The sequence below is a fragment of the Micromonospora sp. 4G55 genome, from assembly GCF_016803375.1.
The window spans coordinates 1-14,052 of sequence record NZ_JAEVHN010000103.1 but is presented as its reverse complement, the minus strand read 5'-3'; the positions used below and the strand labels follow the sequence as shown (position 1 = coordinate 14,052).

Sequence of the window (14,052 nt, the reverse complement as noted above, 5' to 3'; positions counted from 1 at the left end):
CGGGTGCGCCCGCAGGATCTCCGCCGCCCGGTCCAGCGCGCCCGGCGCCCAGTAGGAGTCGTCGTCGGCGAAGGCCACGAACGGGGTACGGGCCAGCGCCACCCCGGCGTTGCGGGCGGCGCCGGCGCCCAGGTTGCTGCCGAGCGGCACCACCCGTACCTCGGGGAAGGCCGCAGCCACCGCCGCCGGGGTGCCGTCGTCTGAGTTGTTGTCCACCACGATTACCGGCCCGGAGTGCCGGCGCAGCACGTCGAGCAGTTGCTCGCGCCGGTTCCGGGTGGCCACCACCACCGTCACGTCCGCCGTCATGGCGGCCCTGGTACCCCGATCCGGGTGACTCACGCGGATCGTTGGTGCAATTCCCACCATGGTCGGGGTACGACACCGCCGGTACGGGGAAGCTGGCGTCATGCCCGGCGACCAGGTGACCCTGTTTCTCAGCGGCGACGTGATGACCGGTCGCGGCGTGGATCAGATCCTGCCCCGCCCGGGACCGCCCGAGCTGCGGGAGCCGATGGTGGACGACGCCCGCGGGTACGTGGAGCTGGCCGAGCGGGCGTCCGGGCCCATCCCGCGCCCGGTCCCGGCGGACTGGCCGTGGGGGGAGGCGTTGCGGCTGCTCGACGACCTGCGACCGGATGTGCGGATCGTCAACCTGGAGACCTCGGTGACCGGCCGGGGCGAGTTCGCCGCCGGCAAGGAGATCCACTATCGGATGCACCCGGACAACCTGGCCTGCCTCAGCGCCGCCCGGCTCGACGTTTGCGCACTGGCCAACAACCACGTACTCGACTTCGGCCCGGACGGGCTCACCGACACCCTCGACGGGCTGCGCCGGGTCGGCATCACGCCGGCGGGCGCGGGCCGGGACGCGGCGGAGGCCTGGCGGCCGGCCCGGATCGACCTGGAGGGCGGCCGCCGGCTGCTGCTCTGGTCGGTGGGCGCCCCGTCCGCCGGGGTCCCGCCACAGTGGGCGGCGGCCGAGGGGCGGCCCGGGGTGGCGTACCTGCCGGAGACGACCGAGGCGTCCGCCGACGCGCTCGCCGAGCGGGTGGCCGACGAGGCCGGGCCGGGTGACCTGGTGGTGGTCTCCGTGCACTGGGGATCGAACTGGGGTTACCAGGTGCCGGCCGAGCAGGTGAGCTTCGCCCGCCGGCTGGTGGCGGCCGGGGTGCACCTGGTGCACGGCCACTCCTCGCACCACCCGCGACCGATCGAGGCGTACCGGGGTGGGCTGATCCTGTACGGCTGCGGTGACCTGATCGACGACTACGAGGGGATCAGCGGGCAGGAGTCGTTCCGTCCGGAACTGCGGACGCTGTACCTGCCCACGTTCGACACCGACGGCCTGGCCGGGCTGCGTCTGGTGCCGGTGCGGGTCCGCCGGATGCGGCTGGAGCTGGCGACGCCCGACGAGGCCCGCTGGCTCGCCGAGCTGGCCGATCGCCTCGGCGCGCCGTACCAGACGCGGTTCCGCCTCGGCGACGACGGCCTGATCGCGCTCGACCCGGCCGGCGGCGGCACCGCCTGATCGGGCCCGCCTCGGCCGGCCGGGTGTGGCGCGCCCCACCCGCGACCTCCCGCCACAGCGACCTCACCGGCCAGGGACGCATCATAGATACATGACGCATCCCAGCTCGCCGACGCGCGCCGCCGTGCCGTCGGCCGCGGAACGGGCCTACCGGCACCTCAAGCGGGCCATCCTGGAGCAGGTACATCCGGGCGGGTCGCTGATCAGCGAGGGCGAGATCGCCGAGGCGGCCGGGGTCTCCCGCACCCCGGTCCGCGAGGCGCTGCTCCGGCTCGAGGCCGAGGGCCTGGTCGCGCTCTACCCCAAGCGCGGCGCGCTGGTCCGCCCGGTCTCCGCCCGCGAGATCACCGACGTCGTCGAGGCCCGGCGACTGGTCGAGCTGCACGCCGCCGAGCGGGTCTGGCCGCAGCGGCACGCCCTGCGGCCGGTGCTCGCCGACTGGCTCGACCGGATGCGCGCGGCCCACGCCGCCGGTGACCTGCGCGCGCTGATGGAGGCCGACCGGGCCTTTCACGCCAGCGTGGTGGAGGCGGCCGGCAACGAGATCCTCGCCGAGCTGTACCACCGGCTGCGCGACCGCCAGCTGCGGATGGGGGAGGCCAGCTTCCGGCTCTCGCCCGGCTGGGCCCGGATGGCGCTCGCCGAGCACGCCGGCCAGCTCGCCGCCCTCGACGGCGACGACCCGCACGCCTGGCTCGACGCCGTCGGGGCGCACATCGACAGCGCCGCCACCGTCTTCCGGTCCCTGCGGTGACCGTCGCCCCGGTCATCCCGCGCCGGTCCGCCGCGCTGGTCTGGGCGGTCGCGCTCTGCGCGTACGTGGCGGCCGTGTTCCACCGCAGCTCGCTCGGGGTGACCGGGGTCGACGCCGCGCACCGGTTCGACATCAACGCCGCCGCCCTGGCCACCTTCTCGGTCGCGCAGCTGGCCGTGTACGCGGCCATGCAGGTGCCGGTCGGGGTGCTGCTGGACCGGTACGGCTCCCGTCGGCTGCTGCTCGTCGGCGGCGCGCTGATGGTCGCCGGGCAGCTCTGCTTCGCCGTCGCCACCGACGTACGCCTGGCCGTGGCCGCCCGGGTGCTGGTCGGCCTCGGCGACGCGATGACCTTCATCAGTGTGCTGCGGATCGTCGCGTTCTGGTTCCCCGGCCGGCGCAACCCGCTGATGGTGCAGCTCACCGGCACCCTCGGCCAGCTCGGGGCGATCCTCGGCGCGGTGCCGCTGGTGGCGCTGCTGCACCACGCCGGCTGGACCCCGGCCTTCCTCACCGCCGCCGCGCTCGGCGCGACGGTGCTGCTGATGGTGGCCGCCGGCGTCCGGGACACCCCGCACCGGGAACACGCCGGCGCCCTCGCCCCCGACTTCGCCGCCGTACGCCGACAGCTCGCCGCCGCCTGGGCGCAGCCGGGCACCCGGCTGGGCCTGTGGACCCACTTCGTCACCCAGTTCTCCGGGGCGGTGTTCGCACTGCTCTGGGGCTACCCGTTCCTGGTGCAGGGGCAGGGCCTGTCACCCACCGCCGCGGCCGGCCTGCTCACTCTGATGACCGTGGCGACGCTGCTCAGCGGCCCGGTCGTCGCGCACCTGTGCGCGCGGCACCCGTTCCGCCGCTCGGTCCTGGTCTTCGCCATCACCGCCGGGACCGCCGCGGTCTGGGCCGTGGTGCTGGCCTGGCCGGGTCGCGCCCCGCACTGGCTGCTGGTGGTCCTGGTGCTGGTCCTGGCGGTGAACGGCCCCGGTTCGGTGATCGGGTTCGACTACGCGCGCACCTTCAACCCGGTGCACCGGATCGGCAGCGCCACCGGCATCGTCAACGTCGGCGGGTTCGTCGCCTCGATCGTGCTGATCCTCGCGGTCGGCGTCGTGCTGGACCTGGCCGGCCCGGCCGGACCGGCGACCCCGACGCTGGACGCCTACCGCTGGGCCTTCGCCGTGCAGTACCTGCTCTGGGCGCTCGGCGCGGTCCAGGTGCTGCGCTACCGCAACGCCGCCCGCCGCCGGCACGCCGCCGAACGGGCCGCCGAGGCGGTACCCGTCGGGAGCGTGGCCGGCGGCTGACCGCGCGCGGCGGTCAGCGGACCAACCGGCGGTGGGTGAGCGAGTCCAGGACGAGGGTGAGGCCGGCGCCGACCAGCCACGAGTCCTTGGCGAGGGCGACGCCCGCCTGGGTGGGTCGGAGGCTGCCCGGCTCGCGCAGGCCGGGCGTACGCACGTAGAGCTGCACCAGCCCGGCCCCGAACGCGGTCAGCCCCAGCCCGCCCAGCAGGGACGGCACGAACGGGGTGACCAGGGCGGCGCCCAGCGCGATCTCGCTGGCGGACAGCAGCCGGGCGAAGCGGGCCGCGTCGATCTGCCGCAGCTGGGGGAGCGCCCCGGCGGCCATCCCGTGCAGCTGTTCGGCGGCCTCACCCTCCAGCGTCCGCTTGCCGAGCCCGGAATTGAGGAAGAACGCGCCGATGATGAGCCGCAACGGCGCATGCGTGAGCTTCATGTGCACTCCCGTCCCGCGGAGAATCGTGCCCCCGCCTACCCCGCATCGGCCGCGATAACCCGGCGGGTGGGGCTGTGTCCCCGAGCCCGCGCGGCGGTAGGTTCGCGGGAGGCATGATCGTGGGCGCAGCCGGGAGGACACCGTGAGCCAGGAAGTCCGGGGAGTCGTGTCGCGGCGCAAGGGCGCGCCGGTCGAGGTCACCACCATCGTGGTGCCCGACCCGGGGCCCGGCGAGGCGGTGGTGAAGGTGCGCTCCTGCGGCGTCTGCCACACCGACCTGCACTACCGGGAGGGCGGGATCACCGACGAGTACCCGTTCCTGCTCGGTCACGAGGCGGCCGGCGTGGTCGAGCAGGTGGGGGAGGGGGTCACCGGCGTCGCGCCGGGCGACTTCGTGGTGCTCAACTGGCGGGCGGTCTGCGGCGTGTGCCGGGCCTGCCGGCGCGGGCGACCCTGGTACTGCTTCAACACCCACAACGCCGCCCAGAAGATGACCCTCACCGACGGCACCGAGCTCGCCCCGGCGCTGGGCATCGGCGCCTTCGCCGAGAAGACGCTGGTCCACGCCGGGCAGTGCACCAAGGTCGACCCCGCCGCCCGGCCAGCCGCCGTGGGGCTGCTCGGCTGCGGAGTGATGGCCGGGCTCGGCGCGGCGATGAACACCGGCCAGGTCACCCGGGGCGACTCGGTCGCCGTGATCGGCTGCGGCGGGGTCGGCGACGCCGCGGTGGCCGGCGCGGCCCTCGCCGGCGCGACCACGATCATCGCGGTGGACACCGACGCCCGGAAGCTCGAGTGGGCGCGCAGGTTCGGTGCCACCCACACCGTCAACGCCTCCGCGGACGACCCGGTCGAGGCGATCCGCGCCGCCACCGGCGGGTTCGGCGCCGACGTGGTGATCGACGCGGTCGGCCGCCCGGAGACCTGGAAGCAGGCGTTCTACGCCCGCGACCTGGCCGGCACGGTGGTGCTGGTCGGGGTGCCCACCCCGGAGATGACCGTCGAGCTGCCCCTGCTGGACGTCTTCGGCCGCGGCGGCGCCCTCAAGTCCAGCTGGTACGGCGACTGCCTGCCCAGCCGCGACTTCCCCCTGCTCACCGAGCTCTACCTGCAGGGCCGCCTCGACCTGGACGCCTTCGTCACCGAGGAGATCGCCCTGGACCAGGTCGAGGAGGCGTTCCGCCGGATGCACCACGGCGACGTGCTGCGCTCGGTGGTGGTGTTTCCGTGACCGCGCGCGTCGACCATGCCGTCACCTCCGGCACCTTCTCCCTCGACGGCCAGACCTTCGACGTCGACAACAACGTCTGGGTGGTCGGTGACGACACCGAGTGCGTGGTGATCGACGCCCCGCACGACGTGGACGCCATCCGGCGCGCGGTCGCCGGTCGCCGGGTCGTCGCCGTCCTGGCCACCCACGCCCACGACGACCACGTACGGGTCGCTCCCGAGCTGGCGAAGGCCACCGGAGCGCCGGTGCTGCTGCACCCCGCCGACCGGGTGCTGTGGGACCTGGTCCACCCCGACCTGCCGCCCGACGGGACGCTCGCCGACGGGCAGGGGATCGAGGTCGCCGGCACCACCCTGCGGGTCCTGCACACCCCCGGCCACAGCCCCGGCGCGTGCAGCTTCCACGCCCCCGATCTTGGCGCGGTCTTCACCGGCGACACCCTGTTCGCCGGCGGCCCCGGCGCCACCGGCCGCTCGTACAGCGACTTCGGCACCATCGTCGCGTCGATCCGCGACCGGTTGCTCACCCTGCCGCCAAAGACCGTGGTGCACACCGGGCACGGCGACGACACCACCATCGGCGCGGAGGCCCCGCACCTTCCGGACTGGCTGGCCCGGGGGCACTGACCGGCGCCGGGGTCGGCTCAGCGTTCCCCGGGCCCCGCCAGCACCGGTTTGACGTCCAGCACCGGCGTGCCGTCCAGGGCCTCCAGGTCGGCCACCCGCACCCGCAGGCCGTCGACCGCCAGCACCCGCACCCGGTGCAGCCCGATCGGGTTGGGCCGGTGCGGGGAGCGGGTGTTGAACACCCCGGTCTCCGGCCGGCTCCGGTCGCCACGCGGATGCACCGTGAGGACGTCCCGCCGGGCCCGGTCCAGCCAGGTCAGCACCAGCACCTCCGCGCCCGGCCGCAGGTCGCGCAGGCCCGCGCCGACGGCGGGGGAGAAGACCAACCACGCCTCCGGCGCGCCCTCGTCCCCCTGCTTCGGCGCGAGATCCGCCTCGGTCAGCGGGGACTCCACCCGCCCGACCGGCCGCAGCTCGTACGCCCCGCTCACGCGCCCGCCAGGCGCAGGTGCAGCCGTACGGTGGTGCCGGCCGGGGTCGTGTGCACCAACACCAGGTCGCAGAGCGCCTGCACGATGACCAGGCCGCGCCCGCCGATGCCATCGTGCCGGGGCGCCAGCCGGCCGGCGAGCGGATCGGTCAGCCAACCGCCGTCGTGGATCTCGCACACCAGGTGTTCACCGGTGCGCCACACCTGGAGCACACCGCCGCCACCGGCGTGGGCGATGCTGTTGGTGGCCACTTCGGTCACCGCGATCTGCAGGTCGGCCTCCCGGTCCGGGTGCAGGTCGGCGGCCTGCGCGTGCCCGGTGACGAAGCGGCGCACGTCGGCCAGCGTGTCGAGGTCGTAGCGCAGCACGGCGACCGGTTCGCCGGGGACCGGCAGCGGCTTGTTGTGCCCGGCGACGACCTGCTCCGGCGCGAAGGTGGGACTGGGCCGCCGGCCGGCCCCGTCGACCAGCACCGGGTGGGTGCGGCACGCGTCCGCGACCACCGCGGGGGCGAGCCGCGACACGTCGTACGGGCAGAGGATCGCGACGTCCCGCTCGGCGAACGCCACGTTGATCAAGGCGTCGTGCTGCGCGCAGGCCGGCTGTTCCAGCTCGGTACGCTCCGCCCACACCGGCTCGCCGACGATCCGTACGCGGCGGTCGGGGTGCCGGTCGACGAAGGCCTGCAAAACCCACGGGATGATCCGCCCCGGGTTGCGCCCCTGCACGGTCAGGTCGACGTACCGGACCCGGTCGTCGTCCGCGCCGACGGTGGCCCGGATCAGCGCCAGCCGGTCCTCCGGGGCGGCCACCAGCACCGGTTCCTGCTGGGTCAGACCGTCCCGGACGAAAGGCACCGTCAGCGCCAGCAACTCCGCGGCGTCCCGGTAGAACACTCCCTCGTGGACCAGGCCCGGTATCGGCCCGGTCGCCGCCGCGGCCGTCACGCCGGTGGTCCCGAGTCGGCGCCGTCGACCAGGTCGAGCAGCCGGGTCAACGCCGGGCGGCAGCCGACCAGGCGTACCTGCGAGGGGGCGTTGCGGCGGGCGCGGGCCAGCGCGCTCGCGGCGCCGACGTCGGCGAAGCGCAGCTCGGAGACGTCGAGCACCGCCGTCCGCTGGTTGGTGCCCGGGCCGGTGACGTGGTCGAGCATGGCGGCGAAGGCCCCCCGGTTGCTCTGATCGACCTCGCCCACCAGGCGCAGTCCGTGCGGGTCCCGGGTCCGGTACGCGCGCAGCATCGGCGACCAGGCCCGGCCGGCGTTGCGCCCCACGGTGGCCGGGTGGGCGGCGGTGGCCGGCTGCAGGTACTCGGCGGGGAACAGCCGCCGGTCGTACAGGCACATCGCGGCGGCCTCGCCGTCGAGGAAGAGCCGGTTGACCTCGGCCTCGTACCCGACCAGGTCGGCGACGGAGATGCGCTGGCGGATCGCCCACCCCATGTCGCCGACGACGCGTACCCCCGCCCGGTCCTCGCGACGGGCCCGCAGGATCTCGGTGGTGAGGTTGCCGATCATCTCGTCCGGGGTGAACCGACCCCCGGCGGCGTAGCCCTCCACCGCCGGCGCGATCCGCAGCTGGCCGCCGGCCAGCGCGGCCTCCGTGGGCACGCCCGCACCGTCGAGGTGGGCGCGGACGGCGGCCGGGGAGACCCCGTCGGTGAACCAGACGACCTTGTGACCGAGGCGGAGACCGCTGGCGACGAAGCGGCCGGCGGCGTGCAGGCCGCCGGTCTCGTCGTCGTCCACCCAGCAGACGTGGTCACCCAGGTGCAGCTGGTCGACCACCGCGCTTGCAGTCACCCTCATCGCCTTCCGGTCGCCGCGCCCCCACTCTAGCCCGCGCCCCGGCACCGCCCAACGCCGACGGACGCCCGGTGGCCGCCGGTCCGCCCCCCTCGAACCTGTCGGTCCGTCCCAGGTGGACCGTCCATGAGACCGCGGCTGGCCCTGCCGACCATCGGAAAGCCGCGGCTCTAGGATCGACCGGGTGAGCACCGACGACCGAACGCCGACCGTACGACAGCTGCGCCTGGTGGTGGAGGCCGAGGACTACGAGGCCGCGGTCGCCTTCTTCCGCGACGCCCTGGGCCTGCCGGAGCAGGCCGCGTTCTCCGGTGCCGGCGACGCCCGCGTGGTGATCCTCGACGCCGGCCGGGCCACCCTCGAGATCGCCAACCCGGCCCAGAAGCGCATGATCGACGAGGTCGAGGTGGGCCGGCAGGTGGCTCCAAAGATCCGAGTGGCCTTCGAGGTGGACGACGCGTCGGCCGCCACCGCCCGGCTGGTGGCCGCCGGCGCGACCGAGATCGCCCCGCCCACCGTGACACCCTGGCACTCGCTCAACTCACGCCTCGACGCGCCGGCCGGGTTGCAGCTCACCCTCTTCGAAGAGCTGCGGGACCTCGACGACCGCGCCGCCCTCGACGGCTTCGGCACCGATCGCGAGCGCTGACGCCGCCCCGAAACCGGTCGACGGGTCGCGGGCCGCCGCCGATACTGCTGCCCATGCCGGCCGCCCACCCGCCCCGTCGTCCTGACCTCTGCGCAGTCCGCCGCGCTGCGCCACGTCCGCGCCGTCGCGCTGCGGGATCGCTCGACCGCGCTGGCCACGATCGCCCGGCACCTCGCCGGGTCAGGCGCCGGCCACCACCCCGAGCAGCTGATCGCCGCGATCGCCGCCGGGGGCGGGCTGACCGTCAACTTCCACCCCGACCGGCTGATCGCCGACGGTCGGACCGTGGCCGAGGTGCTCGCCGAGGAGGGGAGCTACCGCAGCCAGTTCGTCACTGGCATCTCCAACGGCGGGCTCACCGCATACCCGGGCGGGGACCGGGATCGCTGGGAGGAGGCGATGTTCGGCGGTGCGTACCAGGCCCCCGGCGTACGCCCCGCCGAGCGACCGGTCTACGGCGGGTTGAACCTGCTCGACCACCCCGACGGCGCCTGCCCCCGCTTCGGCTCCTGCCACCTGCGGCTGCGCCCCGAGGCGCTGGCCCGAGCCACCTTCTGCTTCGGCGACAGCCACCTGGGGCCGAAGGACTTCGGCACGGTCGACGTCGCCGAGCCGGTGCTGGCCGCCCTGCTGGAGGCGACCGCCGGCACCGGTGTCAGCCTGGGCGTCGCCGGCATGGACACCGCGCGCCTCGTCGCGACCCTGCTGCGCCGGCGGGAGCGGCTGGCGTGGGCGCCCGGGTCCGCCGGCCGCGCCCTGGACGACTACGTCGAGGCGCAGGTCCACGGCGGCATCGAACTGGCCCGGGACGTCGAGGCCATGGTCGTGGACCCCTCGTTCCAGGACACGGACACCGGGCGCGTGCTGGCCCGGATCGCCCACCGGTGCGGCATCGAGCTGCTCTTCCACTCCGGCTTCGCGCTGCCCGTCGAGGACGTCGACCCGGACTTCCGGGGGCCCGCCATCCCCGGGCTGGCCGCCCGGGTGCACGCCGAGTTCGGTACGCCGGGAGCGCCGGTCGACGCCGCGCTGATCGGCCGGGCGGCGGCCTCGGTGGTCCGTGAGCCGCAGCGCTGGGCGGACCGGGGCCCGACCGCCGACACCCTCCAGCACCTCAAGCAGCTCTGGCACGTCCTCGTCCGGTTCGGCGGGCCGCGGGCCTGACGTCCGGTTCTCGACGCGGCCGCGCCTGGCGTCGGGTTCGGCAGGCCCGCGCGGGCGTCTGGTATCGGCGCGCTCGCGCCTGGCGTCCGGTTCTCGGGGCGGCCGGCATGACGTCGGGTTCGGCGCGCTCGCGCGTGGCGTCCGGCTCGGCGCAACCGCGCCTGGCGTCCGGTCCGGCCCCGGCCGTCTGATTCTCGGGGTGACCCGCGCCGCAGCACCCCCAGGCCCCGGCATTTCCGGAATGCCCGACAGGTCAACCTGGTTGTGTCCCCAGAACCGCCGGTAGGCAAACCCCGGCGGGCCAGGTAGTTCCCCCCGAGGTGCGCTCACTGAGCGAGCGCGTCGACACGACGAAAGGGCAACCATCGTGAAGGCCGACTTCACTCGATGGCTCCCCGCCATCGCGAAGAACCGCACCGCACTGAAGGTCGCCGGCGTCGCCTGTCTCGGTGGCCTGGCGTTCGGACCCGCCGCTGTGGCCGCCCCCGTCACCAGCGGACCGCACGCCGGGGCCGTGGCCGCCATCGACCTCGCCACCGGCAAGAGCCGGCAGGGCGCCACGGTCGAGTCGGGCCTGACCACCGGCAGCGCGACCGGCAAGGTCCCGACCGGTAAGCCGGGCAAGGACAAGCTCATCCCGCACGGCGTGGAGGGCGCGCAGTCCCGCATCCCGCTGGACGACGAGCAGCTCGCCAACGCCAAGGCCATCGTCAAGACGGCCAAGAAGACCGGCGTGGGGGAGCGCGGCGCGGTGATCGGCGTCGCCACCTCGCTGCAGGAGTCGAAGCTCTACAACCTGGGGCACCTCGGCGCGTACAACGACCACGACTCGCAGGGGCTGTTCCAGCAGCGCCCGTCGTCGGGTTGGGGCACGCCGGAGGAGATCACCGACCCCGAGTACTCGTCGCGGGCGTTCTTCGAGGCACTGAAGAACGTGCACGGCTGGGAGGACCTGCCGCTGACCACCGCGGCGCAGACCGTCCAGATCTCGGCCTTCCCGTACGCGTACGCGCAGTGGGAGGAGCAGGCTGCGGACATCGTCCAGCAGCTCTGGTGACCTCCTGAACGAGCAGCACGACCGGCCGGTCCCCGTCACGGGGGCCGGCCGGCCGTCGTTCGCGGGCGTACCCCCGGCTCAGAGCGTCGGGGCGGTCTCCCGGCGCAGCTTCGCCGACCCCGCGCCCACCGAGAACCCGGCCACCCAACGGCTCGCGCTGCCGGCCCGGGTCCGGTCGGACAGGTGGTACCAGTCCATCCGGCAGTGCTGCGGCGTCACCTCCAGGACGCCGTACCCGTGCCCGTCCAGCTCCGTCCACTTGACGTGCGGATTCGTCGACCGGATCAGCCCGGCGCCGAGGGCGCTCAGCGGATTGCCGGCCGGCAGCTTGAGGAAGTCGTTGACGTTGTCGCTGGTCACCGACGGCACCACGAACTCGGCCGCGGCCGGGTTGGACAACCCCGTCGACTTCGTGGTCACCTCGTTCGCCCACGAGGTGTGGATGTCACCGGTGAGGAAGACGACGTCGCGGGTCCCGGTCGCCCGCAGGTGGTCGACCAGCTCGTTGCGGTCGGCGTTGTAGCCGTCCCACTGGTCGGCGTTGAGCACCGCGCCGTTCTGCGGGATGCCGAGCAGCGTGCCGAGCGGCCCGAGCAGCCACGCCGGCAGCGAGCCGACGTCGACCCGCGCCATCATCACCGGGTTGCCGACCAGCTTCCAGCGCGCCGTCGACGCGGCGAGGCCGGCCTTGAGCCAGCTCATCTGGGCGTCGCCGGTGATGGTGCGACCCGGGTCGTCCACCGCCGTCCCCGAGGCCTGCTGCGAGCGGTACGTCCGCAGGTCCAGCATGGACAGCTCGGCGAGCTGCCCGTACCGGAACCGCCGGTAGATCGCGCCGTCCTCGCCCATCCGTACCGGCATCCACTCCTGGTACGCGCGCCGCGCGGCGGCCACCCGGTCCGCCCAGGCGCCCTCCGTGGACGGGGTGTGGTTCTCCGCCCCGCCCGACCAGGCGTCGTTGGCCACCTCGTGGTCGTCCCAGGTGATCACCCAGGGCAGCGCGGCGTGCAGCGCCACCAGGTCCGGGTCGGACTTGTAGAGCCCGTGCCGGATCCGGTAGTCCGCCAGGGTCAGCACCTCGTGCGCCGGCTCGACCTTGCGCACCACCGTGCCCGCCGCGTCGAACTGGCCGGTGCCGTACTCGTACAGGTAGTCGCCGAGGTGCACCACCAGGTTCAGGTCGCCCCGGTCGGCCAGCCGCCGGTACGCCGCGAAGTAGCCGGCCTCCCAGTTCGCGCAGGACATCACGCCCATCCGCAACCGGTCGATGGCCGCGTCGGTGGGCGGGGCGGTCATGGTCCGGGCCGTCGGCGACCATCCGCCGGCGTACCCGAACCGGTACCAGTACGTCGTCGCCGGCGCCAGGCCGGAGACCGCCACCTTCACCGTGTGGTCACGGGCGGGGCCGGTCGTCAGCTGGCCCTGTGCGGCCACCGTGACGAAGTCGGGGTCGGTGGCGACCTGCCAGCTCACCTCCACGTCGGGGCCCACCCCGGAGCCGGGGGTCGCGTCGGGGGTCGGGGTGATCCGGGTCCAGAGCAGGATGCCGTCCGGCAGCGGATCGCCCGAGGCGACGCCGTGCAGGAAGGCGCTACCGGCGGCGTGGGCGGCACCGGCGCCGGCAAGGGTGGCGCCGGCGAGGACGGCCGTGCCGGCGGATGCGCCGGCCATTCGCAGGAGGGTACGGCGGTCGAGGGTGTTGGTCATGGTCTATGTGTCTACCGGTACCCACCGTGTTCCCGCTGCCCCCTGCGGTGACTGTTCGCCAGTCTTTCCATTGTGTTTCGCTTTCCCGTCCGACGATCAGTTTGTTAACGGCATCCTTTGTGGACTAATCCGCCGAGTCCCGTCCGCTTGCCCGCTGGCACGGACAGATCCGCTGGAGACGGGCCATGGTGTTCCGCTCGTCGGTCGCTGGGGTGCGCCGCCCGGATTCATGCGATCAGGACGCCTGTGCCCTCCGCCCGGATCCCGGACGGTGGCCACGGGTCACGCCCGCAGGGCGGCGTACGTCGCGACGGTGGTCGGGACGCCTTGTGCCTGGGCGATCATCTGGGGGCGGTGCGGCCTCGTGCTGCGGGTGCATCTGTTGTCGTCCCAGCGACAAGAAACGCGCCCGAAGGAGACGCGCGTTCCGGCTGGGCGGTCTGTCCGGATCACCTGGCGCGGCTTGTTCAGCGCCTCGGCGAATCCCGGCCGACCCGCTGGGGTGCCAGATGTCCGCATCGCGCCGTGTCCCACGTCGATACGGTGCCGATCCACGCCGGCCCCGCCCGTCCGATATTGGGGTCGCGGGACATCCGGTTTTGCGCGGATCGCTCCGGGAGTCGGGTGCTCGGGGGCACCCCCTGCGGTGGAATGGTGGCCGGGCCGGGGTCGTTACATCACCTGGACGATCGCAGTAGCACCCTGCTGGCCTGGCCCGAACGCGTGGCCGGCCCGGGATGCCGGGCCCCGGAATGATGGTGGGTCGCCGGTCGTTACACATGGACCCGGCGCCGTGAGCCCCCCGCTCGCGAAGCCTGCCGGGTGAAGACTTTCCCCTGATCTTTTGAGCGCCGTCGTGGTGCTTTGCGCCCGCTCGACCCCCATCGAGCCTGGGCGCCAACCCCCGAATGGAGCCACTCTGATGAACACCACCATTCTGCGTAAGAGCGTTCTGGGCATTGCTGGTCTGGCCTTCGCCGGTGGCGTCTTCGCCGGCCCCGTGACCGAGGCCCACGCCGCCCCGGCGGCCGAGGCGAAGTCGGTTGCCGTGGTGCAGGCCGACAAGCCCGGCAAGGGCAAGCTGATCCCGCACGGTGTGCAGGGCAAGCAGTCGCGCATCGACGTGGGCGATGAGCAGACGAAGAATGTGAAGGCGATCATCGCGGCGACGAAGAAGTCGGGTATGGACGAGCGGGCCGCCGTGGTCGCGATCGCCACGTCGCTGCAGGAGTCGAAGCTGGAGAACCTGGGTCACCTGGGTGAGCGCAACGACTTCGACTCGCAGGGTCTGTTCCAGCAGCGTCCGTCCTCGGGTTGGGGCACGGTCGAGCAGATCACCGACCCCGAGTACTCGACGATGG

The 14,052-nt window shown here is 73.9% G+C and carries 15 protein-coding genes; 9 read left to right on the top strand and 6 right to left on the bottom strand.

Annotated features, from left to right (window positions below):
• Positions 1 to 309: glycosyltransferase family 2 protein (locus tag JNW89_RS11795; protein WP_238448943.1), on the bottom strand; the 309-nt coding region annotated here is incomplete at its 3' end.
• A 100-nt stretch (positions 310 to 409) separates the two neighbouring features.
• Here JNW89_RS11795 and JNW89_RS11790 point away from each other — a divergent pair.
• The 3 genes from JNW89_RS11790 (at position 410) to JNW89_RS11780 (ending at position 3,589) form a co-directional block, all read left to right on the top strand.
• The gene (locus tag JNW89_RS11790) at positions 410 to 1,531 is read left to right on the top strand and encodes a CapA family protein (RefSeq protein ID WP_238448942.1); all 1,122 of its coding nucleotides are present in this window, start codon (positions 410 to 412) and stop codon (positions 1,529 to 1,531) included.
• A 91-nt stretch (positions 1,532 to 1,622) separates the two neighbouring features.
• Positions 1,623 to 2,285, top strand: a complete 663-nt coding sequence (locus JNW89_RS11785) for a GntR family transcriptional regulator (protein ID WP_238448941.1) — start codon at positions 1,623 to 1,625, stop codon at positions 2,283 to 2,285.
• On the top strand, positions 2,282 to 3,589 hold the full coding sequence (locus JNW89_RS11780) for a nitrate/nitrite transporter (RefSeq protein ID WP_238448940.1): 1,308 nt from the start codon (positions 2,282 to 2,284) through the stop codon (positions 3,587 to 3,589). Before JNW89_RS11785 ends, JNW89_RS11780 begins: the two co-directional genes overlap by 4 nt.
• A 13-nt stretch (positions 3,590 to 3,602) precedes the next feature.
• Here JNW89_RS11780 and JNW89_RS11775 read toward each other — a convergent pair whose 3' ends face one another.
• Positions 3,603 to 4,022, bottom strand: coding sequence for a hypothetical protein (locus JNW89_RS11775; RefSeq protein ID WP_238448939.1), 420 nt, complete (start codon positions 4,020 to 4,022; stop codon positions 3,603 to 3,605).
• A gap of 142 nt (positions 4,023 to 4,164) precedes the next feature.
• On the opposite strand from JNW89_RS11775, the gene JNW89_RS11770 reads away from it, so the two are divergent.
• Both JNW89_RS11770 and JNW89_RS11765 read left to right on the top strand, forming a co-directional pair.
• The gene (locus JNW89_RS11770) at positions 4,165 to 5,253 is read left to right on the top strand and encodes an S-(hydroxymethyl)mycothiol dehydrogenase (protein WP_238448938.1); all 1,089 of its coding nucleotides are present in this window, start codon (positions 4,165 to 4,167) and stop codon (positions 5,251 to 5,253) included.
• Entirely contained in the window at positions 5,250 to 5,879 is a 630-nt protein-coding gene (locus JNW89_RS11765; protein WP_238448937.1) for an MBL fold metallo-hydrolase, read from the top strand. The genes JNW89_RS11770 and JNW89_RS11765 overlap by 4 nt, the downstream gene beginning before the upstream one ends.
• A gap of 17 nt (positions 5,880 to 5,896) precedes the next feature.
• Here JNW89_RS11765 and tsaA read toward each other — a convergent pair whose 3' ends face one another.
• From tsaA to JNW89_RS11750, 3 genes are read right to left on the bottom strand one after another with little or no spacing between them, the layout of a single operon-like run.
• The gene (tsaA, locus tag JNW89_RS11760) at positions 5,897 to 6,310 is read right to left on the bottom strand and encodes a tRNA (N6-threonylcarbamoyladenosine(37)-N6)-methyltransferase TrmO (protein WP_238448936.1); all 414 of its coding nucleotides are present in this window, start codon (positions 6,308 to 6,310) and stop codon (positions 5,897 to 5,899) included.
• Positions 6,307 to 7,257 (bottom strand): sensor histidine kinase, encoded by a 951-nt coding sequence (locus JNW89_RS11755; protein WP_238448935.1) that lies wholly within the window; start codon positions 7,255 to 7,257, stop codon positions 6,307 to 6,309. The genes tsaA and JNW89_RS11755 overlap by 4 nt, the downstream gene beginning before the upstream one ends.
• A complete protein-coding gene (locus JNW89_RS11750) occupies positions 7,254 to 8,111 on the bottom strand; it encodes an MEDS domain-containing protein (RefSeq protein WP_238448934.1) in 858 nt (285 codons plus the stop codon). The genes JNW89_RS11755 and JNW89_RS11750 overlap by 4 nt, the downstream gene beginning before the upstream one ends.
• 187 nt (positions 8,112 to 8,298) lie before the next feature.
• Here JNW89_RS11750 and JNW89_RS11745 point away from each other — a divergent pair, with 187 nt between their 5' ends.
• The 3 genes from JNW89_RS11745 (at position 8,299) to JNW89_RS11735 (ending at position 10,984) form a co-directional block, all read left to right on the top strand.
• Positions 8,299 to 8,763 carry a VOC family protein gene (locus tag JNW89_RS11745; RefSeq protein ID WP_238448933.1) on the top strand — a complete coding sequence of 155 codons (465 nt, stop codon included), beginning with the start codon at positions 8,299 to 8,301 and terminating at the stop codon, positions 8,761 to 8,763.
• 81 nt (positions 8,764 to 8,844) lie between these two features.
• On the top strand, positions 8,845 to 9,927 hold the full coding sequence (locus tag JNW89_RS11740; protein ID WP_238448944.1) for a DUF3626 domain-containing protein: 1,083 nt from the start codon (positions 8,845 to 8,847) through the stop codon (positions 9,925 to 9,927).
• Between the two features lie 367 nt (positions 9,928 to 10,294).
• Positions 10,295 to 10,984, top strand: a complete 690-nt coding sequence (locus tag JNW89_RS11735) for a hypothetical protein (protein WP_238448932.1) — start codon at positions 10,295 to 10,297, stop codon at positions 10,982 to 10,984.
• Between the two features lie 78 nt (positions 10,985 to 11,062).
• Here the strand turns inward: JNW89_RS11735 and JNW89_RS11730 are convergent, their stop codons facing one another.
• Positions 11,063 to 12,691 (bottom strand): alkaline phosphatase, encoded by a 1,629-nt coding sequence (locus JNW89_RS11730; RefSeq protein ID WP_238448931.1) that lies wholly within the window; start codon positions 12,689 to 12,691, stop codon positions 11,063 to 11,065.
• A 922-nt stretch (positions 12,692 to 13,613) separates the two neighbouring features.
• Between JNW89_RS11730 and JNW89_RS11725 the strand changes: the two genes are divergently transcribed.
• Positions 13,614 to 14,052: hypothetical protein (locus tag JNW89_RS11725; RefSeq protein WP_238448930.1), on the top strand; the 439-nt coding region annotated here is incomplete at its 3' end.

Excerpts from the sequence above, each read along its gene's own strand:
- JNW89_RS11730 (WP_238448931.1), bottom strand. The coding sequence starts at position 12,691 with ATGACCAACACCCTCGACCGCCGTACCCTCCTGCGAATGGCCGGCGCA.
- JNW89_RS11775 (WP_238448939.1), bottom strand. The coding sequence starts at position 4,022 with ATGAAGCTCACGCATGCGCCGTTGCGGCTCATCATCGGCGCGTTCTTC.
- JNW89_RS11790 (WP_238448942.1), top strand. The coding sequence starts at position 410 with ATGCCCGGCGACCAGGTGACCCTGTTTCTCAGCGGCGACGTGATGACC.
- JNW89_RS11785 (WP_238448941.1), top strand. The coding sequence starts at position 1,623 with ATGACGCATCCCAGCTCGCCGACGCGCGCCGCCGTGCCGTCGGCCGCG.